This window comes from Anaeropeptidivorans aminofermentans (genome assembly GCF_940670685.1).
Taxonomy (GTDB): Bacteria; Bacillota; Clostridia; order Lachnospirales; family UBA5962; genus Anaeropeptidivorans; species Anaeropeptidivorans aminofermentans.
This window is the reverse complement of the sequence record NZ_OW711693.1, coordinates 579,130-603,506: the sequence shown is the minus strand read 5'-3', so window position 1 is coordinate 603,506 and position 24,377 is coordinate 579,130. Positions and strand designations below refer to the sequence as shown.

Below are 24,377 nucleotides of genomic sequence, written 5' to 3'. Positions count from 1 at the left end.
GCCAGGTAATAGTAAATTTTTTATAAGGAAGGAATAAAAACCTATTCAATAAAGGCTTAAAAATATACGGTTTTGTTCCTGTTTAATTTTAAATTTATTATACCCACAGGGCAGATGTAGTTGAAAGATACTCCGTGGGCTTAAAGCAGCTATTTGTAATTTTACACTACAAATCCAAATTTTATTATCAAAATGCCATTCCAAAGTCATTTAATATAGCAGCCCATATACCTCAAAGCAAGCAATTTTAAAGCATATCAGTTGTTTTTTCATGAAAGTATCATTTTATAAAAATTCTTTTCATATAGTCAATTAACTTTTATCCCAGCTATCCAAACACAGCTGATACGGCATGAAATAAAGTAAAAGTAAATTGACAAAAGACTTTAATGGACCCCTGCTATTGTTAGAAATCATATATGGAAATTCATATCCTATTTACTTTTATTCACTACATACTGAGTAAATACCGATGCCCCATAAGGAAGAGCATCATCATTAAAGTCAAATCTTTCATTATGAACATCTATGATTTCTTTTCCTTCCTGCCCTACACCAAGCCTGAAATAAGCGCATTTTCCTACGACTGCTGAAAGAGCAGGAAAATCCTCAGAGCCCATGGAAGGACCCTCAAGCTCAACAATCTTTCCGTTTTCTCCCCATGCATCTGTAACAGCCTGTAAAAGCTCTTTAACCGTATCAGGATCGTTTTCTAAAGCTCCTACACCGTTTCTATAGTTCATTTCATAATTGCAGTTCTGGGCCATGGAAATGCCTTTTACGATACGTTCTATTTTTTCTTTTATAAAATCTCTGTTTTTCTCCTGAAGGCATCTTACAGTACCTGAAAGCTTAACATCATCTGCAATAACATTGGAAGCCGTTCCTCCGTGAATGCTTGCAACGGTAACTACCGCGGATTCAAGGGCATCTATTTCCGTACTTACGATATTCTGTAATGCAGTTACAATATGAGCGGCACAAAGAACAGGATTCACAGCCTTATGAGGCCTTGCCCCATGCCCGCCCTTTCCCTTAACGGTAATTTCAAAGGAATCGGCGCTTGCACTGCTAAAACGTTCATTAATACCCATTTCTCCGGCATTTAAATAAGAATTTCCATGAAGGGCTATAATTACATCAGGTCGGGGGTTATCCATTGCACCGGCCTCAACCATCTTCTTTGCCCCTCCCCTGCCTTCCTCTGCTGGCTGGAATACAAGCTTTACTATTCCTGAAAACTCATTTCTTATGGTATTTAAAAGCTTTGCAGTACCCAACAGTATTGCCGTATGTCCGTCATGGCCGCAGGCATGCATAAGTCCCGGATTTTTTGAAGCGTAAAGAACTCCGGTTTTCTCCTCAATGGGCAAAGCATCGATATCCGCCCTGATGGCTATGCATATATCTTTTCCCGGCTTTTCACCTTTAATAAGCCCTATTGCACCAGTCTCCATATCGATCTCCTGAAGCTCTATGCCCATATCCAGAAGCTCTTTTTTTATATACCTTGTAGTTCCATGCTCCTCAAGCCCCAGTTCAGGATTTTCATGAAGGTATCTTCTTGCTTTTGTCATATAGTCTTTTAATTCCATAGCCTTTTTAAAAATCATAAATACAGCCTCCTTATGTATAGTCAATTTGCTTTTATTCCGGCACAAAGTCTAGTTTTAGAGAGCGTATAAATAAGAAAAAAGCAAATTAACAATGATACTATTTTACATCTGTTCAGATACAAACATCCGTATTTTAAAAAACTTTAAATCAGTCCCACCGAGTATAAATTTCACCGCTCCTATGGATGTTTAAAATTAATATTATATAAAAATACGATATGCATGAATTTATATCTTTCAGCAATATCCTAATTAAGAAATTTATCCCCATGGGATTTCGGAGAAGAAAAAACAATAAATTTCACATCTTTCTCAAAAGGATTAGTCATCTGATGCCATTTATAAGGCTCTATTGCAATGCCATCCCCTTCTTCCATATCAATATCCTCATTATCAAGCTTCATTAAAGCCTTACCCCTAATAATATAGAAAAACTGTCTTGACTTTTTATGATAATGCATGTCTTCTTTCGTATTCGGCGGCATTCTTTCCTCGATTATGCTCTTTTCATCATCATTAACCAGAAACCAACCATCACAGACGTCTTTCCAAATATAATGCTCGGCATTCTCTTTATTTATTTTCATAGCATTCTCCTTATAAGCCACTGTGAAAGTCTTTTACGAGTTCCTCTGAAATATTTATTTATACGGATTATTACTGTTATGCTTTATAAGCTTCCAGTAAATTAGGTTTTGATTTCTATGGGTTTCTTTCATTCCAGCTCTTTCCAATATGCGAGCAGAAGGCTTATTGTTAAGTAAGCATTCCGCTTTAATAGCCTTAACGCTCTCTTGACAATATAACCAATCCATAATAGCCCTTAAAGCTTCATAGCCGTAGCCTTTGTTTCTTTCATGCTCTACCAGGCCTAAGCCTATCTCAACTTCACCTTTTTCGTCAGGTTTTCCGTGAAAACCTATATCACCAATTACGCTCATATCCTCCTGCTTTACAATCATCCATAGTTCAAACCCATTTGGATTTTTGCTTTTTTCCAAAGACGCCTCTATAATCGGCAAAATATCCATAGTATCGTTTGTAGGCCATTTATCGTCTGCATTTATTCCAAACCTTTTAATCTCTCTATTACTTTTTTCTAATAATGACTTTGTTATCTCTAAAGTTACAGGTACAAGCATTGACCTGCGGGTATGTATACTTCTTAGTTCCACGTAATTTCTATCTTTCAATATAATAACTCGTTTTTTAAAAGCAGAAAAAGCCTCATAAATCAAATAATTTCTCACCATATTTATTAATTATTTATGCTAAATGTATCATATAAATTGTTAAGCGTAAAGGCATCTGAACATAAATTCCGGAAACAAAAAAAGAAGAAGCTATAGCTTCTTCTCTAAATTTTCACATAAAAAACTCCCCGAACAGGATTCGAACCTGTGACCCTCCGGTTAACAGCCGGATGCTCTACCGCTGAGCTATCGAGGAATATTAGAAATACAAGTAGTTAGTTCTATAAATCATACACGACTCTCGTATGGTTTATAGAACGATATTTTACGAAGTAAAATTAAACTTCCTTATAAAAACTCTTATATTTTTAAACTTTATTCAGTTTACATTTTATTCCGGCTATTGTCAATACCCTAAAAACTAAATAGAGAAAGAAGGATCTGAAACGATTGTGATGCTTAACCATAGCGTAAGCTATCTTTCGATAAGCTGTTTTCTTTAGCCTTGCATCTTTGATATATTTTCATATACCCTTTTTATTGGACAAGCCCTCGGCCTATTAGTATGAGTCCGCTCAATACGTTACCGCACTTACACTTCTCACCTATCTACCTTGTACTCTTCAAGGGGCCTTACTGCCTTTCGGCATGGGATATCTTATCTTGAGGGCGGCTTCACGCTTAGATGCCTTCAGCGTTTATCCGTTCCGAACTTGGCTACTCTGCCATGGATTTGGTATCCAACAGATACACCAGCGGTTCGTCCATCCCGGTCCTCTCGTACTAAGGACAGCTCCTCTTCAAATATCCTGCGCCTGCGACGGATAGGGACCGAACTGTCTCACGACGTTCTGAACCCAGCTCGCGTACCGCTTTAATGGGCGAACAGCCCAACCCTTGGGACCTTCTTCAGCCCCAGGATGCGATGAGCCGACATCGAGGTGCCAAACCTCCCCGTCGATGTGAACTCTTGGGGGAGATAAGCCTGTTATCCCCAGGGTAGCTTTTATCCGTTAAGCGATGGCACTCCCACTTGTTACCACCGGATCACTAAGTCCTACTTTCGTATCTGCTCGTGATGTCTCACTCGCAGTTAAGCAACCTTCTGCCTTTACACTCTTTGAATGGTTTCCAATCATTCTGAGGTTACCTTTGAGCGCCTCCGTTACTCTTTCGGAGGCGACCGCCCCAGTCAAACTGCCCGCCTAACAATGTCCCCTATCCGGTTAACGGCTTAGGGTTAGAAACCAAGTTACACAAGAGAGGTATCCCACCGGCGGCTCCACCTAGACTAGCGTCCAGGCTTCTTTGCCTCCCTCCTATCCTGTACATGTGTAACCTAATCCCAATATTAAGCTGCAGTAAAGCTCCATGGGGTCTTTCCGTCCTGTCGCAGGTTGCCAGTATCTTCACTGGCTGTTCAATTTCACCGGGTGTGTTGTCGAGACAGCGCCCAAATCGTTACGCCTTTCGTGCGGGTCAGAACTTACCTGACAAGGAATTTCGCTACCTTAGGACCGTTATAGTTACGGCCGCCGTTTACTGGGGCTTGAGTTCAAAGCTTCGGATTGCTCCTAACCTCTCCCTTTGACCTTCCAGCACCGGGCAGGCGTCAGCTCCTATACTTCACCTTGCGGTTTTGCAGAAACCTGTGTTTTTGATAAACAGTCGCTTGGGCCTCTTCTCTGTGTCCAGCTTGCGCTGGAACCCCTTCTCCCTAAGTTACGGGGTCATTTTGCCGAGTTCCTTAACAACACTTCTCCCGTCGGCCTGTGGATTTTCTCCTCGTCTACCTGTGTCGGTTTACGGTACGGGTACGCATATCGCAATAGCAGCTTTTCTCGGCAGTGTGGATTCAGAAACTTCGCTACTTTTCTTCACTCCGCTTCACACTTCAGAAACAATTAAGGGGTTTTCCTCCTAATCTATCCTTTGTGCTTGCCCGGGTATTTCCTTTCCCCGGTTTTCCTATCCTCCTGCTTCCCTGCAGTTCTGAATATACGCAGTACAGGAATCTCTACCTGTTGTCCATCGACTACGACTCTCGTCCTCGCCTTAGGTCCCGACTTACCCTGAGAAGATTAGCTTTACTCAGGAATCCTTAGACATTCGGCCTAAATGTTTCTCACATTTATCTCGCTACTCATTCCGGCATTCTCTCTTCTACTTCGTCCACGGTCCCTTTCAGTTCCGCTTCTTCCTACTGTACAATGCTCCTCTACCCCTCTACTATTTACTTGTAAATAGTAAAAGCCATAGCTTCGGCGCCGTGTTTTAGCCCCGGACATTTTCGGCGCAGGTTCTCTCGACTAGTGAGCTGTTACGCACTCTTTGAATGTATGGCTGCTTCTAAGCCAACATCCTAGTTGTCTTTGAAATCCCACATCCTTTTCCACTTAACACGGACTTGGGGGCCTTAGCTGTTGGTCTGGGCTCTTTCCCTTTTGACTATGAAACTTATCTCACATAGTCTGACTCCTATACATCATCTTTATGGCATTCTTAGTTTGATTTGGGTTGGTAACCTTTTAGGGCCCCGCGCCAGTTCAGTGCTTTACCTCCACAAGACTTGTATAAGGCTAGCCCTAAAGCTATTTCGAGGAGAACCAGCTATCTCCGGGTTCGTTTGGAATTTCTCCGCTATCCACAGTTCATCGCCACCTTTTTCAACAGATGTGCGTTCGGTCCTCCATTACCTTTTACGGTAACTTCAACCTGACCATGGATAGGTCACCCGGTTTCGGGTCTACTTCATAAAACTAGACGCCCTATTCAGACTTGGTTTCCCTTCGGCTTCGTACCTTCTTAGTACTTAACCTCGCTTTATGAATGTAACTCGCCGGACCGTTCTACAAAAAGTACACGGTCGTTCTCACTTCCGTTGTTTGTAAACAAAGGGTTTCAGGTTCTCTTTCACTCCCCTCCCGGGGTTCTTTTCACCTTTCCTTCACAGTACTATACTCTATCGGTCACCAGTTAGTATTTAGGCTTGGGGGGTGGTCCCCCCGGCTTCAAACAGGGTTTCTCGTGTCCCGTTCTACTCTGGATTCTGCTGTCTTTGCTTAAGTTTCGCTTACGGGGCTTTCACCCTCTTCGGCCGGCTTTCCCAAAACCGTTCAGCTACCCTCGCAAAATAACGTTTGCAGTCCGCAACCCCGAGCATGCAAGCATGCTTGGTTTGGCCTCTTGCGATTTCGCTCGCCACTACTTTCGCAATCACTTTTGTTTTCTTTTCCTGTCGCTACTTAGATGTTTCAGTTCACGACGTTTCCCTCCCGCACACTATGAATTCATGTACGGGTGACAGAGCTTTTCTCTGCCGGGTTTCCCCATTCGGACATCTGCGGGTCACAGGCTGTGTGCGCCTCACCGCAGCTTTTCGCAGCTTGCCACGTCCTTCGTCGGCTTCTGGTGCCAAGGCATTCTCCCTTTGCTCTTTTTAGCTTGACCTTTGTGTCGTAAAAATCTTGCGATTTTTACGAAATTTACTGAAGGCAGAAACAGCTATTCCTGCGGCTTTTTACAAAAGCCTTGAAACACGCTGTTTTCCTCCAATGGGCAAAGCCCATTCTGCGGATTAAATTAAAACCCTAAGGTTTTAAAACTCTTCATTTATTCTCTTCAGTAATACATTTATTTTTCTCGATAAGTAATAATTTACTTATCAAGAGACCATTTCAGACCTAACATTTTCTTTTTTCGTCATGCTTTAATCTTCATTTGAATGAACGCTTCTTGCAAAGCCTCCATCCTCCTGCTTCTCTTAAGCACTCCGATGAAATTGTTTTTCTTCTTCTCTCTATTCAGTTTTCAAGGTACCGGATAACTTTTACTTTAGTAAAAGTTGTTGGATTTAATCGCACACGTTTCTAGTACGATTTAATTGGGTTTTCAGGTTAATTCATAATCAACCTTGGTGGAGATGACGAGATTCGAACTCGTGACCCCCTGCTTGCAAGGCAGGTGCTCTCCCATCTGAGCTACACCCCCGTATTAGGCGGCTGATTATCTTTTAAATCAGTATTCTATTGTTTAAATAGAAAAGTGGGCTCAAGTGGACTCGAACCACCGACCTCACGCTTATCAGGCGTGCGCTCTAACCGGCTGAGCTATGAGCCCCGGCTAGTTATAAATATCCGTCTGATATTTATATTCTTGCTGTTAAATTACTCTTTACATAACAAAAACCAAGGGCTTTCACCCTTTTAGTGAAGCAAAATCATACATGTTTCCGGTATGTTTTACTAAATGTTCATCTTTGTGAAACAAAGATGAAACTTCCTTGATTTTTTTATGTAATTGGAATCCGGCAGCCACCTACTCTCCCGGGCAGTCTCCCGCCAAGTACCATCGGCCGTCTGTGGCTTAATCGTCGTGTTCGGTATGGGTACGGATGTTTCCCATAGACGCATCACCACCGGAAAGCTTTGTTATCCTTGCTTTCACAAGATAACCTTGATATATTTTATTTTTGTTTCTATAAGCTAGTAGCTATAAAAACAAAACTTATTTTCAGCATTCATTTACATGAACACTCAAAACTAAATAATAAGTACTCAAACCCTTCAGACAGTTTTGTTTCACAAAACTATCTCCTCAGCATTTTGCTTCACAAAATCATTAAACTTCGTTTAATGACCCAAATTCTTTTGGGTGCTACCCTACTTTTCCTTAGAAAGGAGGTGATCCAGCCGCACCTTCCGATACGGCTACCTTGTTACGACTTCACCCCAGTCACTGGTCTCGCCTTAGGCTGCTCCTTCCTTTCGGTTAGGTCACAGACGTTGGGCGCTACCAACTCCCATGGTGTGACGGGCGGTGTGTACAAGGCCCGGGAACGTATTCACCGCAACATGCTGATTTGCGATTACTAGCGATTCCAGCTTCATGTAGTCGAGTTGCAGACTACAATCCGAACTGTGGCAGCTTTTTTGAGCTTTGCTCCAGGTCACCCCTTCGCTTCTCTCTGTACCTGCCATTGTAGCACGTGTGTAGCCCAAGACATAAGGGGCATGATGATTTGACGTCATCCCCACCTTCCTCCGTGTTATCCACGGCAGTCTTTCTAGTGTGCCCGGCACTACCCGCTGGCTACTAAAAATAAGGGTTGCGCTCGTTGCGGGACTTAACCCAACATCTCACGACACGAGCTGACGACAACCATGCACCACCTGTATCCATTGTCCGTAGAACGGTGCATCTCTGCACCCATCAATGGTATGTCAAGCCTTGGTAAGGTTCTTCGCGTTGCTTCGAATTAAACCACATGCTCCACCGCTTGTGCGGGCCCCCGTCAATTCCTTTGAGTTTCAACCTTGCGGCCGTACTCCCCAGGTGGAGTGCTTATTGCGTTTGCTGCGGCACCGAGGATCTCTCCCCCACACCTAGCACTCATCGTTTACAGCGTGGACTACCAGGGTATCTAATCCTGTTCGCTACCCACGCTTTCGTGCCTCAGCGTCAGTTTCAGTCCAGTAAGTCGCCTTCGCCACTGGTGTTCCTCCTAATATCTACGCATTTCACCGCTACACTAGGAATTCCACTTACCTCTCCTGTACTCTAGATTAACAGTTCCTTATGCAATCTCAAAGTTAAGCCCTGAGTTTTCACATATGGCTTACTAATCCGCCTACTCACCCTTTACACCCAGTAATTCCGGATAACGCTTGCCCCCTACGTATTACCGCGGCTGCTGGCACGTAGTTAGCCGGGGCTTCTTACTTGGGTACCGTCATTTTTTTCTTCCCCATCGATAGAAGTTTACGATCCGAAAACCTTCTTCCTTCACGCGGCGTTGCTGCATCAGGGTTTCCCCCATTGTGCAATATTCCCCACTGCTGCCTCCCGTAGGAGTTTGGGCCGTGTCTCAGTCCCAATGTGGCCGGTCACCCTCTCAGGCCGGCTACTGATCATTGCCTTGGTAGGCTCTTACCCCACCAACTAGCTAATCAGACGCGGGCTCCTCCTGTACCGATAAATCTTTCCTCTATTCACCATGCGGTAAATAGTTATTATGCGGTATTAGCCATGATTTCTCACAGTTATTCCCCTGTACAGGGCAGATTACCCACGCGTTACTCACCCGTCCGCCACTCCAAGTAGATAGTGCAAGCACTATTTACTCAGCGTTCGACTTGCATGTGTTAGGCACGCCGCCAGCGTTCATCCTGAGCCAGGATCAAACTCTCTATTTAATCCTTGTCCACTCTTGTCTAAAAGCAAGCTTTTAGACTGTCAAACGGATATTTTATATCCTTTTCGACTATCTGGCATTTGTTTCTCGTCATTACTTTTCTTCGTTAGCCTTAAAGCTCTCAAAGTTTTTTCTTTTCGGGTTGGTTCTTTCCTTATTATTCAGTTTTCAATGTTCTCGTTTTTGTGTTTGCTGTCCTGTAGGACGCTCAAATATAATACCAAACAAAAACACTAATGTCAACCCCAATTTAATATTTTTTTACAAAAATCGATTTTTGTTTCTGTTTTCAAACTGGTAAGTTTAAAACCCTTAGTTTTACACAGTTTCTTTATTATAATTATTTTCTCCCTTTACAAAAATCATCTCTAAGCGGTACATAATACCCAACTCATTGATTTTCTATTTGTCTATTTTATAAATTGATTTTAGCTTTTTTCCCTGATATCCTATAAATATCAGCTGATACCCTGTTAAATAAAATAGTATTACAAAGGAGTAAAAGTTATGGTATTAAGAAAGAATAACTTGAAAAGGATAATGAGTTTACTTCTGTGCTTTTCCTACATTTTTTCTACCACTAGTGTTTTTGCTCAAAATAATTCAATTAAAGAATCTCAAAAAGGCCCATATCACTTTGAACATGTCTATGAAGAAAATGGAGACATATATAAAACTAAAGAAGATATTAGTTCTGATTTTACTCAAGTTAATAGTGAAATCTATAAAGAAAATGCTAACGGGCATTTTGAATTAATAGACACTTATATTACATATATAGAATCGGAAGTTGATACTGTAAAAATATCCTCATATAATGCAAGTGGAAATTTAATAACTGATTTAAGTATTGCATTGCCTAATAAAAATGAAGTTGTGAACTATGAAAGTAATTCTTATTCAAGTGTATACTCCGTCAACTTAAGCAGTTTAAGTAATTACATATATGAAGGTTCATCAACAGGCAGTAACAAACTTGAAAAACTAACATATAGTGCTATATTAGCTGCCATTTCAGTTTATGTTTCAGCCCAAGTCGGCTTACCAGCTCAAGTTATTATCGCCGCTGCTGGTCCTGTAGCGGAAGAACTCGTAGACCTAGCTATACCAACTGTATATTACAGATTCTACATTTACAATAAATACTGGTTAAAATCTGATGGGAGCATCAATTATAGTGCTGGACCTATTTATAGAAAAGTGACTACCGAATGCTATTCCGACAGCAGCCGTAGTGATTATATAGGCCAATTTACGACGGAAGACTATGTAGGCCCGGGAGAAAGTAGGTATATTTATTAAAAATAAAATAGTTAAGTTTTTAATAAAAACTTTGCCAATAATTATTTTTTGGCTTGTTACTATAATTGTTAAATTCATAGAGAGATATTTTTTTAAAATGGAGCCTCCAAGGCTTCAGGGTATCGCTGATTATTTTTTTGAATATGATACGCTTATTATATTCACCGTATTTTATTCTATTTTTTTGCTATATGATTACTGGAAACATAGAAAATCAGAATGAGTAGAAAAAAGGAATGCTTCGAAGCATTCCTTTTTTTACCTGTTATAGTAAAACAATTAGATTACAGCAACAAAAGCCGTATATTTTGAATGGCTTAATAGAAGGGGTTCTGTTATATTAAGCCGTTTATGAAAAATAGTTTTTTGTTACTTCTTTTAAAAGCTATTTTACTATATTTATAAAAACTAAAAGAGCGCCTTTTTCAAGTGAGACCTTTGCCTTTTCTTCTTCAAAAATATTGCTTACGCCCCTTGAATGACCTAAATATAAATCCTCATAGTCTAAGGGATAGGATAAACCCTCTGTTTTCACCTTAAAAGCTGTTCCCCCTATAGGCACAAGGGATAGGATTGTTCCTTTAGGCCGGTGAAGCTCTATTTCGTCTTTGGTAATGCGTATTTCTTCCTTCTCATCAATAATTGCCGCATTCATTCCCATTTCAAGAGCCTGATATAAATTCATTATATTTGCCGTGGCGTGGTCGCTTCTTCCGCCTGTTGCTCCGAAGATGAAAAGCTCCTTTATGCCTTTTTCTTCCGCAAGCTCTATAGCTATTTCCATATCCGTAAGGTCTTTCTTTTTAGGAAATTGAAGAACTTCGGCTCCCAAAGAAACATAGCTTTCAATCAGCTCCTTATCTGCGGAATCAAAATCTCCTATGATATAATCCGGCATTATTTTTGCGGCATGGGCATATTTAAGGCCGCCGTCAACGCATATGACTAAATCGGTCCTGGTTATTTTTTCTTTGATAAATGACGGATTCTTGATGTACCCGTTTGCTATTAATACGGCCCTCATAAAGCGCCCCTTCTTAATATTAAATAAAAAATTAAAACCGCAGAAATTTTATTTATTATATTTTCCGCTTTCCATTTCGTTATATATAAGCTTATATCGATTGTATCTTTCCTCAGAAATTATCCCTTTTTCCACAGCTTCTGCTACGGCGCATTCCGGCTCTGCTATGTGGCTGCAGTCTGTAAACCGGCATTTTTTTATAAAGGGAGCAAATTCCCTGAAATAAAGCTCCAAGTCGCTATTTTCCAAATTATCTAAATAAAGAGAAGTAAATCCCGGGGAATCCATAATGTAAATCTCTTCCGGCCCCTTTATCAGCTCTGTATGCCTTGTAGTGTGCCTGCCTCTTGAAATTTTCGGGCTGAGGCCGCCGGTTTCCATGTCCGCATGAGGTGCAAGGATATTAATAAGACTTGACTTTCCGGCTCCTGAAGGCCCGGCAAATATGGATATATTGTTTTTAAGCCTTTCTTTAAGCTTTTCTATCCCTGAATAGTCTACAACAGAGGTATTAAAAACCTCAAAGCCGGCATCTTTATAAATTTTATTTAAATGGTCAAGGCCTTCCAAGTCTTTTTCTTTGAGAACATCTGTCTTGTTAAAGCAAATAAGTATATTCACCTTTTGCCTTTCACAGCTTATGATAAATCTATCCATCAGGTCTAAATTGATATTAGGCCTTTTTACGGCAAACACCAATACTACCTGCGTAACATTTGAAGCTCTCGGCCGTATAAGCTCTGAACTTCTCTCGTAGATATGATATATTGTTCCCGTATTGTCTTCATTTTCAATAATATCAATATCTACAAGGTCGCCTACAAGAGGGGTCAGGCCTTCCTTTCGGAAGACCCCCCGAGCTCTGCAATTATATATAATTCCGTCTGCGTCAACTTCATAAAGACCGCCTACGCCTTTGATTATCCTGCCTTTAACCATTAATTACCCCCTTTGTTAAAATCGAAAGTTTCTTTCGCATACATAATGCCGTCGGCAAAAGCGGAAATGTCTGCCTTGCCGCTTCCTTTAATATTAAGCTGAAGCGGGAAGTCATCTGCCGTAACGGAAGTTTTCGGATATATGGTTAATTCGCTTCCGTCTTCATTTTTCTGGATTACTTCAACTTCTACATAACCTTCATTTGCCTGAGGCGGAGCAGGTATAACAATCATGCCGTATTTTACGCCGTCATTATTATTTTGGCTTCCGCCGGGTGTTTGTGAATTATTTTCATTTCCTTGGTTTTCCCCCGGCTGCTCTGAAGGCTTCGGCCCCATGGAAATATAGATACCGATAGCTGTTTCCGCCTTCACTGTTTCTCCCCCAGGCACAGATTGGGCGCATACAATGCCTTCAGGATACTCATTGCTGTAGCTTGGAGAAACGATGCCGATTTTAAGGCCGCTTTCAAGAATAAGGCGCTTTGCCTCCGACTCTGATTTGTTTAAAAGATTGGGAACGATAACATCTTCCATCTTCTTTCCTCTGCTTAGGGTAATCTTTATCTTTGTGTTTTTGCTTACCTTTTCCCCTTTGTTAACGCTTTGATATACGACCTTGTTTATTTCATAATCGTCGTTATATTCCGGCTCCGTTTCATCAATGATTAAAAAGCCCGACCTTACTTCCTCCATATTATAAACTTCCGATCTTTCCATACCGACAAAGTTCGGAACCTCTATTTTGTTTTCACCCTTACTTACAGTAACTTTTATGGTATCTTCTTTATTCATAAGGGTTCCTTCTTCGGGAGATTGGTCCATTATTTTGCCGGGCTCAACTGCATCGCTGTAACCCTCTTCTTCCTTGCCGATGGTTATATCATGCTGGGCAAGAAGCTTCTTTGCTTCTTCAACCGTATATCCTGTTAAATCAGCTAATGCGTACTGCTTTGATTTTCCCGTATGAAGCTTAAGACCGATGGCTGAAATGAGGGCTATAATTGCAATTGCCGTAAATACTGCGGCAAGCACTATCTTTCGCTCGGTTTTTTTATCTATTTCATCGTCATAATATTCGCCGTCATCATAGTCTTCATCGTATTCATGGTCTTCCGGCCCTCTGGCATAAGCGCCTCCTCTGATGGCCCCGATATCTTCTTCGCCAAGCATTATAGTGGGGGAATCAAAGGTTCTCTCATTATATTTTACGAATTCTCCGCTTTCGTTTGTAATGGCCCTTTTAAGGTCGATAAGCATTTCATCTGCGGAAGCATATCTTTGGAGTGTCTGTTTGGAACATGCCTTTAATATAATCTTTTTCAGGCTTTCAGATATAGCCGGATTTATTTTAACCATATCCGGCAGAGGCTCGTTCAAATGCTTTAAAGCAACGGTTATGGCCGTATCTGCGTCGTAGGGGACGCTTCCTGTGGCCATTTCAAACATAACAATCCCCAGAGAGTAGATATCGCTTCTAAAATCAACATATCTTCCCTTTGCCTGCTCCGGTGAAAAATAATGTACGGAGCCCATGGTATTTGTTGATGTGGTGGTGGTTTTATTGCCTACGCTTCTTGCAATGCCGAAATCAGTGACCTTTACGGTGCCTGCTTTGGTTACAAGTATGTTCTGAGGTTTTATATCTCTATGAATTATGCCGTTTTTATGAGCATGGGAAAGAGCCGAGGCTATTTGTATGGCAACCCCCAAGGTTTCCTCGTTTTCAAAGGGCGCCCTTTTTAATATTAGGTCCTTAAGGGTCACACCGTCTATATATTCCATTACGATATAATTAATTTCCCCCTCGCTTCCCACGTCATAAACATTGACGATATTGGGATGGGAAAGGCTTGCGGCAGAACGGGCCTCAACGTTAAATCTGGATAAAAAATCTTCATCAAGGCAATATTCTTCCCTTAAAACCTTAAATGTAACATCCCTGCCGAGCTTTTTATCTTTTGCTCTGTAAACAAGAGCCATACCTCCGGAGCCAATCTGCTCTATTATTTCATATCTTCCGGCTAAAACTGCGCCTTTAACAAGTTTCATGGTTTCACCTTCCTGTTTCAGCCAATATAACGGTAATATTATCTATTCCACCGTTTTCGTTGGCAGCTTCTATTAATTTTCTGGCACAATCAACCAGGTCGGAGTCCGAATCGGCTATCTTTAAAATATCGCTCTCGCTTACCATATTCGTAAGCCCGTCGGAACACATCAGTATTTTATCTTTGTCACAGATATCGAATATATATCCGTCTATTTCTATATAAGAATCCACACCCAGGGCCTTTGTAAGGGCGTTTCTGCTGGGATGCACCTTGGCTTCTTCTTTTGTTATCTGTCCGGCCTTTACCATCTCATTGACATAGGTATGGTCGGTTGTAATCAGGTGGAGTTCTCCCTTTCTTATAAGGTAAAGCCTGCTGTCTCCCACATGGGCCGTATATCCTCTTCCGTCTTTTACGACGCAGGCGGTAAAAGTGGTGCCCATACCGTAATAGGAAGGATCGGACTTTGACATTTCGTGTACTTGTCTGTTAGCGTTTCTTACGCCTTCTGTAATGGTATCCATAATGTCCGTCTGATCATTTTCTTTAATAAAGCTTAAAAAATATTCTATGGCTTTACTGCTGGCAACTTCTCCGCACTGATGTCCTCCCATGCCGTCAGCTACTACATAGAGATTGGGTAAAGCCCCTACGGCCTCATTGTATAAGGCGTATGCGTCTTCGTTATTGTCTCGTACAAGACCCTTGTCGGTCATTCCTGCTGCCTTCAAATTATCACCCCTCAAAATATAGTGAATTTCCTTTTTGCTCTATTCCCAGCGGCAGAAAATTCACAAGCTAATTCTATTTTATTCATTTTCTCTCGTATATCTTCCCCGGAGCTGTCCGCAGGCAGCGTTTATACTTGAACCCATTTCCCGCCGTATGGTGGTTGCAACTCCTGATTTTTCCAATATATCCGCAAATTCTTTTATGGTCTTTTGTGAAGGCCGTTCAAATTTTTTATCTTCCGTTTCGTTTACAGGAATAAGGTTTACATGGCAAAGCCGGCCCTTAAGCCGCTTCACAAGCTCTGATGCCGTTTTTTCTCCATCGTTTATCCCCTTCATAAGGGCGTATTCATAAGTTATTCTTCTCCCTGTTTTCTCCGCATAATAATCGCAGGCTTTAAAAATCTCCTCCATGGAATAAGCGCGGGCTATAGGCATAATATGCTTTCTCATTTCGTCATTGGACGCATGAAGGGAAAGGGCAAGATTGATTTGAAGCTTTCTGTCAGCTAAGTTATAAATTTTATCAACCAAGCCGCAGGTTGAAAGCGTAATATGCCTTTGGCTTATATTAAGGCCCTCTTTCGAGGAGAGTATTTCTATAAAATTCAGGCAGTTTTCATAATTTTCAAGGGGTTCACCGCTTCCCATAATAACTACATGGGAAATTCTTTCTCCTAAATCTTCCTGAATTTTATAAACCTGTAAAAGCATTTCTCCTGTGGTAAGGTCCCTTTCCTTTCCGTCTTTTGTGGAATAGCAGAACGCACAGCCCATATTGCAGCCTGCCTGAGAAGACACACATACGGAGTTTCCAAAAGTATGCTTCATTAACACACTTTCTATTATAGAATTATTTGAAAGGCGGAACAAGTATTTTGACGTATTGTCATCGGAAGTTAATTTTTCCGCTATGGTGCCTTCTGTTATGAAAAAGCTTTCATTGAGCTTATTTCTCAAATCCTTTGAAAGATTTGTCATTTCGTTGAAATCCCATTTGTTTTTCTTATGGAGCCATTCATAAACCTGCTTTGCCCTGAAGGATTTCTCATTCATATTTTCAAGCTCTGCTATAAGGCTGTAAAGCTTTAGAGAGCATATCTCTATTTTTGCCATCATTAACCCCTTCTTATAAGCCTTGCTATAAAAAAGCCGTCGGTCCCGTGCTCATGGGGCGTAAGGCGGATAGAACCATTGTTATCCCCTTGAAGCGAAGGTATTTTTTCAAGCTCATAGGGATATTTTTCTATAAAGTATTTTATATTATCTTCATTTTCCTTTTTACTTAAGGTGCAGGTAGAATAGATGAGCCTGCCGCCGATTTTAGGATAAAATGCCGCCGCATCCAGAAGCTTTCTTTGGATTTTTGACAGCTCCTCTATATCCTCCATGGATTTATTATATTTTATATCGGGCTTTTTCCTGATAAGCCCAAGGCCGGAGCAGGGAGCGTCAAGAAGCACACAGTCTGCTTTTTCTTTCATATCTTCTTTTAATATTGAAGCGTCTGAAAGACTTAACTCCATAATATCAATTCCCAAACGTTCGGCGCCCTTTTTCATAAGCGCTATTTTATGCTCGTAAATATCGGAAGCATAAACGAATCCTTTATTCTCCATAAGATACGAAAGATAAAAGCTTTTTCCTCCCGGTGCGGCGCATAAATCGTAAATTGTTTCCCCCGGCTTAGGCCCGCAGGCGGAAACTACCGCCATGGCCCCCTCATCCATTACGTGAAAAAGCCCTTCTTGATAAGCTTTGGAACTGCTCAAATCAGCGGTTCCTGAAACAATAAGGCAGTGAGGTGAAATTCTGCCTTCCGAAACTGTCATCCCTTCCTTTTCAAGGATAGTTTTAAGCTCCTCTTTCGTCGTTTTCAGGCTGTTTACACATATGCTTATTTTAGGGCTTCTGCTTGATGCCTCACAAAAGCATTTAATCTCATCATTTTCCATGAAGGTAGATAAATATTCAATCAGCCACTCAGGATAGGAATATACTATAGACAGATTTTCTTTGGGATTTGTTTCAAAATCCGGATAATTTATACTATCTTTTTCTCTTGCTATGGTCCTTAAAAGCCCGTTTACATATCCTGAAAGCCCCTGATAGCCTTTTTTCCTGGCTAAATTTACTCCTTCATTTACCGCCGCCGAAGGCGGAACCTTACTCATAAACAGTATTTGGTAAACGGAAATTCTTAATATATTTAATATCATTACTTTTATTTTTTTAACGGGCGTTTTTGAAAACTTCCCTATAATATAATCAATCCGTATAATATTTCTTAAAGTTCCGTTAACGATTTCTGTCACAAAGGCCTTCTGTCTCTTATCCAAATGCTTTTCTCTTTCAAAGGAACGCTTCAAAACGATATTATTGTATCCGCCCCCATCGGTAATATCCATAAGGGCAAAAAGCGCCGCTTCTCTTTCGTTTACTGCTGCCATAGAATCATCCTATTCAAGTTTTATATTTCTATTTTATTATAATTTATAGCCTTGTCAACTTAATATGCCTATAAACATATTTAAGCGCTTTATTTTTTAATCCCGATACATTATAATAAACCAGAAAAAATCTATAGCAAAGGGGGACTTATAGTAAATTTAAAGTTAAACAGCAGCAAAGCCGTATATTCACGAAGGCTCAAAAATATACCGTTTCCGAAGGAAATCCGTGTTTTTGAGCCTTAAGGGAATAGGCTTTCGCTGCTTCCTTATATGAAATTTACTATAATATGCTGCCTGCTTATGAAAAACCTTATTACGCAGTCATATTTACATCCACAAGAAAAGATACGGACCCGGCATTTGATATTATGGGGAATAAAGTTATGAGTTTAGCAAAAAAACAAGAAGGCTTTTTAGGGGTTGAAAGCTATTTTTAATGAAGAGGGCGCCACCATAACCATATCTTATTGGAAATCTCTTGAAACCATCAAAGAATGGCGCAATAACCCCACTCATGCCGAAGCCATGGAAAAGGGAATCAAAAAATGGTATTCTCACTATACGCTGCGTGTATGCAAGGCGGAAAAGGATACAACCTTTTTCTCATAAGCATAGATATAGGCAATTTCATTTTAAACAGTAAGAAAAGAACCTTTACCAAAGAATTCATTCAAATAAAATGAAATTGTTTTGTTTCTGTTTAATTTGAAAATTACTATAGTAAAACAAAAGCAAATTAAGAGCGAAAGACCACTCTTTATAATTTAAAAATATGGATTTCCCTCGGAAACGGTACATTCTTAATAAAAAAGCCCCGAAATTAATCGGGGCATTTATTGTATATGGTAAAACAATTTAAGTACAGTAAGAAAAACCGTGTATTTTATACTTAGTGAACCTGAAAACACTTACAGTGAAGCTGGGTGAACATTCCTTCATATCCGGCAAATATTTTGTCAAGTTTATTAACTATGAAGGGCTTCATATAAGCATTCTATATATTTAAGCCCTTTATAAAATATGTTTTGCATACTGCCTTAAAACTGTTTTAATATAAAATTTCTTTTTTCGGCTTCGCAAACTCAAATCCCCAGGGGCGGCTTTGCCGCTCCGAGGGGAATAAAGGATTTCAAGGCCTGTCGTCAATCCTCTATTCTTATCTGCGGAAAATCTTGAAAGAGTGGACAAAGTCCACTCTTTCGGCTATATTTTTGCTCTTTTAAGGGTAAGGGAGTTTGTAACAACGCTTACAGAACTCATAGCCATGGCGGCCCCCGCTATAATCGGTGTAAGAAGACCGAAGGCTGCAAAAGGTACGCCCACAACATTATAGAAAAATGCCCAGAAGAGATTCTGCTTGATTTTTCTCATGGATTTTCTTGAAAGATTTATAGCCTGATAAACACTCTTCAAATCGCCTCTTAAAAGGGTAATGTCTGCGGCTTCTATGGCAATATCCGTACCTGTTCCCATAGCCATTCCGATATCGGCGGCTACAAGGGCAGGGGCGTCGTTAATTCCGTCGCCGACCATGATTACCTTTTTGCCTTCTTTTTTAAGTCTTTCGATTTCCTCGGCTTTATTTTCAGGAAGCACTTCCGCAAGAACCTTATCAATACCGGCTTGTTTTGCAATGGCCTTTGCCGTACGTAAGTTATCGCCCGTAATCATATATACGTCGATGCCTGCGTCTTTCAGAAGCTTAACCGCCTCTGCGGAGGTTTCTTTTATGGTGTCGGCAACGGCAATAATCCCTTGAAGCTTATTGGATACGACTACAAACATTGCAGTTTTACCTTCGTTTTCAAGCCTTGAAGCTTCGCTTTCTGCTTTTTCGGAATGCTTATCTTCTATGAGCTTTCTTGTGCCGATATAAACTTCTTTTCCTTCGATTAAGGCATAAATACCCTTTCCGGGAATGGCCTTAAAGTCTTTTGTTTCGTAAAGAGGTATTTTATTTTCTTCAACATATTTATATATGGCTTCTCCAAGAGGATGCTCGGAGCTTTTTTCAGCAGAAGCTGCATAGGACAATACTTCCTCTTCCGTCATTTCACCGAGAGTAATAACGTCTGTTACTACCGGCTCGCCCTTGGTGATGGTACCTGTTTTGTCAAATACTACAGTGTTCGCATTACATGCGGATTCAAGGTATTCTCCGCCTTTGATTAAAATTCCCTTTTCTGCGCCAAGGCCTGTTCCTACCATAATAGCTGTAGGGGTTGCAAGCCCTAAAGAGCAGGGGCATGCGATAACAAGAACTGCTACCGCATTTATAATTGCCTGCTGGTAATCACCTGAATATAAGGCCCAGCCTATAAATGTGATAATGGCGATAACGATAATGGCAGGTACGAAGATGCCGGATACTCTGTCGGCAATTTTCTGTATAGGGGCTTTATTTCCCTGTGCCTGCTCAACCATTTTTACGATTTGAGAAAGGGCTGTATCCTTGCCTACCTTTTCGGCTCTCATATGAAAAGAGCCTAATTTATTTATGGTGGCGCCGATTACAAAATCCCCTTCCTTCTTTTCGACAGGGATACTTTCTCCCGTAAGCATGGACTGGTCTACGCTTGAGCTTCCCGAAACAATAATGCCGTCTACAGGGATTTTTTCACCGGGTTTTACGATGATGATATCCCCTATGGCAACATCGCCTATGGGAATTTCAACTTCGGCGCCGTCTCTAAGGATTCTTGCGGCCTTTGCCTGTAAGCCCATAAGTTTTTTAATGGCTTCTGTGGTTCTGCCCTTTGCAGAGCTTTCAAGATACTTTCCAAGAAGAATCAGCGTAATGATAACGGCACTGGATTCAAAATAAATTTCCTTCATGCCCATATGGACCATATCCGTAGGGGCTATAAAACCGTTATAGATACTTAAGGCATAGGCGGCCGTAGTTCCCAACGCAACTAAAACGTCCATATTGCTTCCGCCGTTTTTTACGGCATTAAAGGCATTTTTATAAAAGCGCCTGCCGATATAAAACTGTACGGGAGTTGCAAGAATAAATTGGAAATATTCATTATGAAGAACATTTGTGAAACTATTATGAATGCCCGCAAAGCCTAAAATCATGCCTAAAAGCATAGGGGCACTTAATGCTATGGATATAATTAAATCTCTTTTCAAAGATTTTGCTTCTTTTTCCTTTTCTTTTTCAAAAAGCTCTTCCGTCGTTTCGGCCTTCTCCTCGGTGGTTTCAATTACGCCGTAGCCTAAACCTTCTATGGCTTTTACGATTTCGCTTTTGCTAAGCTTTGCTCCGTCGTATATGATAAAGGCTTCTTCTGTAGCAAGATTTACGCCGGCGCTTGTTACGCCTTCCATTTTGCTAAGCTTCTTTTCTATTTTACCGGCGCAGACGGCACAGCTCATGCCTGTGATTTTAAGATTATCTCTTCTTTCGTTGGAAGTTTCTATTACACCGTAGCCAAGCTTTTTGATAGCTTCGGTGAAATCGCTTCTTTTGACCTTCTCTCCGTCATACACGATAAAGGCTTCTTCCGTTGCAAGATTTACCCCTGCACTTTTTACGCCGTCCATCTGACTAAGTTTCTTTTCTATTTTCCCGGCACATACAGCACAGCTCATGCCTGTAATTTTGATATTTTCTTTTTTTTCAGTCATGGCTTCTATTACGCCGTAGCCAAGCTTCTTGATGGCTTCGGTAAAATCGCCTCTTTTGGCCTTTTCTCCATCGTATACAATAAAGGCTTCTTCTGTTGCAAGATTTACCCCTGCACTTTTTACGCCGTCCATTTGGTTAAGTTTCTTTTCTATTTTTCCGGCGCAGACGGCACAGCTCATGCCCGTGATTTTTATATTTTCTTGCCTTTCCATGAATTACACTCTCCTTCATAGGGCTATACTTATTAAACTGAAAACCGGCCTTTGTTTTTAAGTTTAATAAGTTTTCCTCAAATCTAGGGTAATAAACTTCCTCTTTCAAGTTTATTTACTATAAAGCTTTATTTTAAAAGCTTTGATATAATATCCTTTATTTCATTAAGCTTGACTTCTTTATTTTCCTCATCTTCCATGGCATCGCTTACACAATGGGATATATGCTGGGCAAGGATAAGCTTATTGGCTCTTTTAATATTGGCCTCGGCGGCAAGAATCTGATTGGAAATATCGATACAGTATCTTCCGTCTTCTATCATTTTTATGATGCCGTCTATTTGACCGCTGCAGGTTTTAAGCGCCTGCAATGCTTTCTTTTGCTCTGTATTCATAATTACTCCCCCCTTAATTACCACCCCACCCCCGTGGGGTCTATCTATAGAATACACTTTCTTATGAAAAATGTCAATAGATTTATTCATTTTATTATGCCGGATTCTCATAAGACAATAATCTGCCAATTTACTTTTACCATATTTTAAGCCTTTTCAGGCCAAATATTCACAGAGTCAATTTCCTATAAAGAAGTAACAAAAAACGATTCGCTGCGGATTTATTGTTACCAAGCAAAAACAAGTTTGATAACGATAAGAAAACCCTCACTAAAAAAGATTTGCAGGCTTGCGCCTGCATCCTTTTCCAAGTTCGTGTAGTATAAAAACACTGTTTTCTTTTGGAAACATAGTGAAATTGCTTTTATACCGTAATAGATATAAGCCTTTCAACATATAAAATCAAATAAAGGCAGTTTCACAAAGGCGATTTATCATATTTCTTCTAAAATACATTTTTGAATCCTCGTACAGTCAATTTGCTTTTACACCGCCGTAAGTATTTGGCTCTAGGGAACATAAAATAAAAGAAAAGCAAATTGACAGTGCTGCTATTTCATATGAATTCAAGAAATACACGGTTTTGTTGCTGTTTAACTTCAAATTTACTATAACCTCATTAAAAAAGAGCCGGATTCCGGCTCTTTTTATTATTCATCTCTAAACATACCTATAAATTCCTCTTCGGTAATGATTGGGATATTCAGTTCTTTTGCTTTTTTGTTTTTTGAAGAAGGCGACGTATTGTCATTATTTATAAGATAAGAAGTTTTTCCTGTTACGGAGGAGCTGACCTTTCCGCCTTTTTTCTCAATATAGCTTTGAAGCTCCTTCCTGTTTTTAAAGGAATATACCTCGCCTGTAATTACGAAAGTCATATCATTAAGGGAAGAATCCGTATTTCCTTCAGGCTTTTCTATATGAAGAATTTGAAGGGCCTGCCTTAATAGCATTATGTTTTCCGGAAGGGCAAAATAATCTATAACAGACCTTGCCATAATACCGCCAAAACCGTCTATTTCGAGGATTTCTTCTTCCGAAGCATTGATTATCCTTTCAATATCGCCTTTAAAATGCCTTGATAAAAGCTTTGCATTGGCAAGGCCTATATGGCGTATACCAAGGGCGTAGATGAAATTTTCAAGATTGCAGTTTTTGCTTTTTTCAACAGCTTCCAAAAGCTTATTGCAGGACTTTTCGCCAAAGCCTTTCATGGCTTTTATTTTATCTCCATAGGCTTTAAGGCCGTATATATCCATATAATTACTTAAATAGCCTTCTACTACAAATTTTTCTATAGTAGATTCTGAAAGGCCTTCTATATTCATTGCGTCTCTCGATGTAAAATGGGTAAGGCTTTTAATTTTCTGTGCGCCGCAGTTGGGATTTGAGCAGTATAAAAATTTTATACCGCCGGATTCTTCTATTTCCGTATTGGCGCCGCATACAAAGCATTTATCGGGAACAATAAAAGTATTGCTTCTGGTTATATTATCCGCGACCTGCGGAATAATCATATTTGCCTTATATACTTTTATGGTATCGCCTACACCGAGCATCAGGGCTTCGGCGATACTTAAATTATGAAGGCTTGCTCTGTTTACGGTTGTTCCTTCAAGGTCCACCGGCTCAAATACAGCAACGGGATTAATCAGCCCCGTTCTTGAAGTATTCCATACAATTTCTCTAAGGATTGTTTCCTTTATTTCGTCCTCCCATTTAAAAGCAAGGGAATCCCTTGGAAATTTAGAGGTTTCTCCTAAAGATATACTATAGCTTATACTGTCATAGGTTAGAACAAGGCCGTCAGAAGGAATATCAAAGCCTTCAATCTCTTTTTTAAACCACTGAATCATTTCTTCTATATTGTCTTTATTTACAATTTTATATCCTACATGCTTAAAGCCTAAGCTTTCAACCCAATCGAGGGCTTTTGCCTTGGAGTCTTTGTAGAATTCTTCACCGCCTGAAATGGTAAAGGCATAGAAATTAACCGGTCTTCCTGCGGAAATTTTACTGTCCAGCTGCCTTACGGTACCGCTGCATAAATTTCTGGGGTTTTTATATTTTTCTTCTTCGGGAAGCTTTTCATTAATCCTTTTAAAATCAGAATAAGAAATAGTCGCCTCTCCTCTTACGGTTAAAGAGCCGTTAAATGCAATCCTTTGGGGAACATTTTTAAAATGCATGGCGTTATGGGTAACGTCTTCTCCAATTTCTCCGTTTCCCCTTGTAATGGCCTGAATAAGCCTTCCTCCGTTATATTTTAAAACTATGGTAAGACCGTCAAGCTTCCATGACAAAACCCCTTCGTTTTCACCGATAAAATCCTTAAGCTTTGCCATTTCCTTTGTTTTATCGAGAGAAAGCATTCTTCTTTCATGCCTTACTTTACTTAAAGCGCTTAAAACCGCATATCCCACAGCCTTTGTAGGGCTATCGGGGAGAATGATGCCTTCCTTTTTTTCAAGTTCTAAAAGCTCATCGTAAAGATCGTCATACTCTCTGTTGGTCATGATTTCATTATCTTTTTGATAATATTCCTCTGCTGCCCTGTTCAGAAGCTCCACAAGCTCTTTCATTCTATCCATATATTTCTCCGCCCATTTTAATTTTATATAACACATATTCT

General features: G+C 40.3%; 14 protein-coding genes, 3 tRNA genes and 3 rRNA genes. 2 read left to right on the top strand and 18 right to left on the bottom strand.

All coding sequences use genetic code 11. The features are described 5' to 3' along the window. Positions 1–434: 434 nt before the first annotated feature. The 9 genes from NBX03_RS02380 to NBX03_RS02340 all read right to left on the bottom strand — a co-directional run bounded on the left by NBX03_RS02380 (position 435) and on the right by NBX03_RS02340 (position 9,003). Positions 435–1,613 carry a M20 metallopeptidase family protein gene (locus NBX03_RS02380; protein WP_250229179.1) on the bottom strand — a complete coding sequence of 393 codons (1,179 nt, stop codon included), beginning with the start codon at positions 1,611–1,613 and terminating at the stop codon, positions 435–437. Positions 1,614–1,864: 251 nt separating this feature from the next. Then, positions 1,865–2,203, bottom strand: a complete 339-nt coding sequence (locus NBX03_RS02375; RefSeq protein ID WP_250229178.1) for a cupin domain-containing protein — start codon at positions 2,201–2,203, stop codon at positions 1,865–1,867. 54 nt (positions 2,204–2,257) lie between these two features. Beyond that, entirely contained in the window at positions 2,258–2,809 is a 552-nt protein-coding gene (locus NBX03_RS02370; protein ID WP_250229177.1) for a GNAT family N-acetyltransferase, read from the bottom strand. Positions 2,810–2,993: 184 nt separating this feature from the next. Continuing rightward, a tRNA-Asn gene (locus NBX03_RS02365) sits at positions 2,994–3,065 on the bottom strand. A 284-nt stretch (positions 3,066–3,349) separates the two neighbouring features. Continuing rightward, positions 3,350–6,259, bottom strand: a 23S ribosomal RNA gene (locus tag NBX03_RS02360). A gap of 464 nt (positions 6,260–6,723) precedes the next feature. Further along, positions 6,724–6,799: transfer RNA gene (locus NBX03_RS02355), tRNA-Ala, on the bottom strand. A 55-nt stretch (positions 6,800–6,854) separates the two neighbouring features. Continuing rightward, positions 6,855–6,928: transfer RNA gene (locus NBX03_RS02350), tRNA-Ile, on the bottom strand. Positions 6,929–7,113: 185 nt separating this feature from the next. Continuing rightward, positions 7,114–7,231, bottom strand: a 5S ribosomal RNA gene (rrf, locus tag NBX03_RS02345). 253 nt (positions 7,232–7,484) lie between these two features. Beyond that, a 16S ribosomal RNA gene (locus NBX03_RS02340) occupies positions 7,485–9,003 on the bottom strand. The 16S, 23S and 5S rRNA genes sit together here with 3 tRNA genes alongside, the layout of an rRNA operon. A gap of 506 nt (positions 9,004–9,509) precedes the next feature. Here NBX03_RS02340 and NBX03_RS02335 point away from each other — a divergent pair. Next, positions 9,510–10,304, top strand: a complete 795-nt coding sequence (locus tag NBX03_RS02335; RefSeq protein ID WP_250229176.1) for a hypothetical protein — start codon at positions 9,510–9,512, stop codon at positions 10,302–10,304. A gap of 385 nt (positions 10,305–10,689) precedes the next feature. On the opposite strand, the gene NBX03_RS02330 is transcribed toward NBX03_RS02335, so the two are convergent. The 6 genes from NBX03_RS02330 to rsmB all read right to left on the bottom strand — a co-directional run bounded on the left by NBX03_RS02330 (position 10,690) and on the right by rsmB (position 17,501). Next, a complete protein-coding gene (locus NBX03_RS02330; RefSeq protein WP_250229175.1) occupies positions 10,690–11,328 on the bottom strand; it encodes a thiamine diphosphokinase in 639 nt (212 codons plus the stop codon). Positions 11,329–11,376: 48 nt separating this feature from the next. Beyond that, on the bottom strand, positions 11,377–12,267 hold the full coding sequence (gene rsgA, locus NBX03_RS02325) for a ribosome small subunit-dependent GTPase A (RefSeq protein WP_250229174.1): 891 nt from the start codon (positions 12,265–12,267) through the stop codon (positions 11,377–11,379). Then, positions 12,267–14,318, bottom strand: coding sequence for a Stk1 family PASTA domain-containing Ser/Thr kinase (gene pknB / locus NBX03_RS02320; RefSeq protein ID WP_250229173.1), 2,052 nt, complete (start codon positions 14,316–14,318; stop codon positions 12,267–12,269). The genes rsgA and pknB overlap by 1 nt, the downstream gene beginning before the upstream one ends. Positions 14,319–14,322: 4 nt before the next feature. Then, a complete protein-coding gene (locus NBX03_RS02315) occupies positions 14,323–15,051 on the bottom strand; it encodes a Stp1/IreP family PP2C-type Ser/Thr phosphatase (RefSeq protein WP_250229172.1) in 729 nt (242 codons plus the stop codon). 78 nt (positions 15,052–15,129) lie between these two features. Beyond that, on the bottom strand, positions 15,130–16,167 hold the full coding sequence (gene rlmN / locus NBX03_RS02310; protein WP_250230206.1) for a 23S rRNA (adenine(2503)-C(2))-methyltransferase RlmN: 1,038 nt from the start codon (positions 16,165–16,167) through the stop codon (positions 15,130–15,132). Positions 16,168–16,169: 2 nt separating this feature from the next. Then, positions 16,170–17,501 (bottom strand): 16S rRNA (cytosine(967)-C(5))-methyltransferase RsmB, encoded by a 1,332-nt coding sequence (gene rsmB / locus NBX03_RS02305; RefSeq protein WP_250229171.1) that lies wholly within the window; start codon positions 17,499–17,501, stop codon positions 16,170–16,172. A gap of 423 nt (positions 17,502–17,924) precedes the next feature. On the opposite strand from rsmB, the gene NBX03_RS02300 reads away from it, so the two are divergent. Next, on the top strand, positions 17,925–18,113 hold the full coding sequence (locus NBX03_RS02300; RefSeq protein WP_250229170.1) for an antibiotic biosynthesis monooxygenase family protein: 189 nt from the start codon (positions 17,925–17,927) through the stop codon (positions 18,111–18,113). A gap of 594 nt (positions 18,114–18,707) precedes the next feature. Here NBX03_RS02300 and NBX03_RS02295 read toward each other — a convergent pair. The 3 genes from NBX03_RS02295 to ligA form a co-directional block, all read right to left on the bottom strand. Then, on the bottom strand, positions 18,708–21,350 hold the full coding sequence (locus NBX03_RS02295; RefSeq protein ID WP_250229169.1) for a heavy metal translocating P-type ATPase: 2,643 nt from the start codon (positions 21,348–21,350) through the stop codon (positions 18,708–18,710). Positions 21,351–21,478: 128 nt separating this feature from the next. After that, entirely contained in the window at positions 21,479–21,745 is a 267-nt protein-coding gene (locus tag NBX03_RS02290; RefSeq protein WP_250229168.1) for a metal-sensing transcriptional repressor, read from the bottom strand. A 650-nt stretch (positions 21,746–22,395) separates the two neighbouring features. After that, positions 22,396–24,336, bottom strand: coding sequence for an NAD-dependent DNA ligase LigA (ligA, locus tag NBX03_RS02285; RefSeq protein WP_250229167.1), 1,941 nt, complete (start codon positions 24,334–24,336; stop codon positions 22,396–22,398). Positions 24,337–24,377 lie beyond the last annotated feature (41 nt).

Bases quoted from the DNA above. Each gene is read 5' to 3' on its own strand.
- NBX03_RS02380 (WP_250229179.1), bottom strand. From the start codon at position 1,613: ATGATTTTTAAAAAGGCTATGGAATTAAAAGACTATATGACAAAAGCA.
- NBX03_RS02375 (WP_250229178.1), bottom strand. From the start codon at position 2,203: ATGAAAATAAATAAAGAGAATGCCGAGCATTATATTTGGAAAGACGTC.
- NBX03_RS02335 (WP_250229176.1), top strand. From the start codon at position 9,510: ATGGTATTAAGAAAGAATAACTTGAAAAGGATAATGAGTTTACTTCTG.
- NBX03_RS02330 (WP_250229175.1), bottom strand. From the start codon at position 11,328: ATGAGGGCCGTATTAATAGCAAACGGGTACATCAAGAATCCGTCATTT.
- rsgA (WP_250229174.1), bottom strand. From the start codon at position 12,267: ATGGTTAAAGGCAGGATAATCAAAGGCGTAGGCGGTCTTTATGAAGTT.
- pknB (WP_250229173.1), bottom strand. From the start codon at position 14,318: ATGAAACTTGTTAAAGGCGCAGTTTTAGCCGGAAGATATGAAATAATA.
- rlmN (WP_250230206.1), bottom strand. From the start codon at position 16,167: ATGGCAAAAATAGAGATATGCTCTCTAAAGCTTTACAGCCTTATAGCA.
- rsmB (WP_250229171.1), bottom strand. From the start codon at position 17,501: ATGGCAGCAGTAAACGAAAGAGAAGCGGCGCTTTTTGCCCTTATGGAT.
- NBX03_RS02295 (WP_250229169.1), bottom strand. From the start codon at position 21,350: ATGGAAAGGCAAGAAAATATAAAAATCACGGGCATGAGCTGTGCCGTC.
- NBX03_RS02290 (WP_250229168.1), bottom strand. From the start codon at position 21,745: ATGAATACAGAGCAAAAGAAAGCATTGCAGGCGCTTAAAACCTGCAGC.
- ligA (WP_250229167.1), bottom strand. From the start codon at position 24,336: ATGGATAGAATGAAAGAGCTTGTGGAGCTTCTGAACAGGGCAGCAGAG.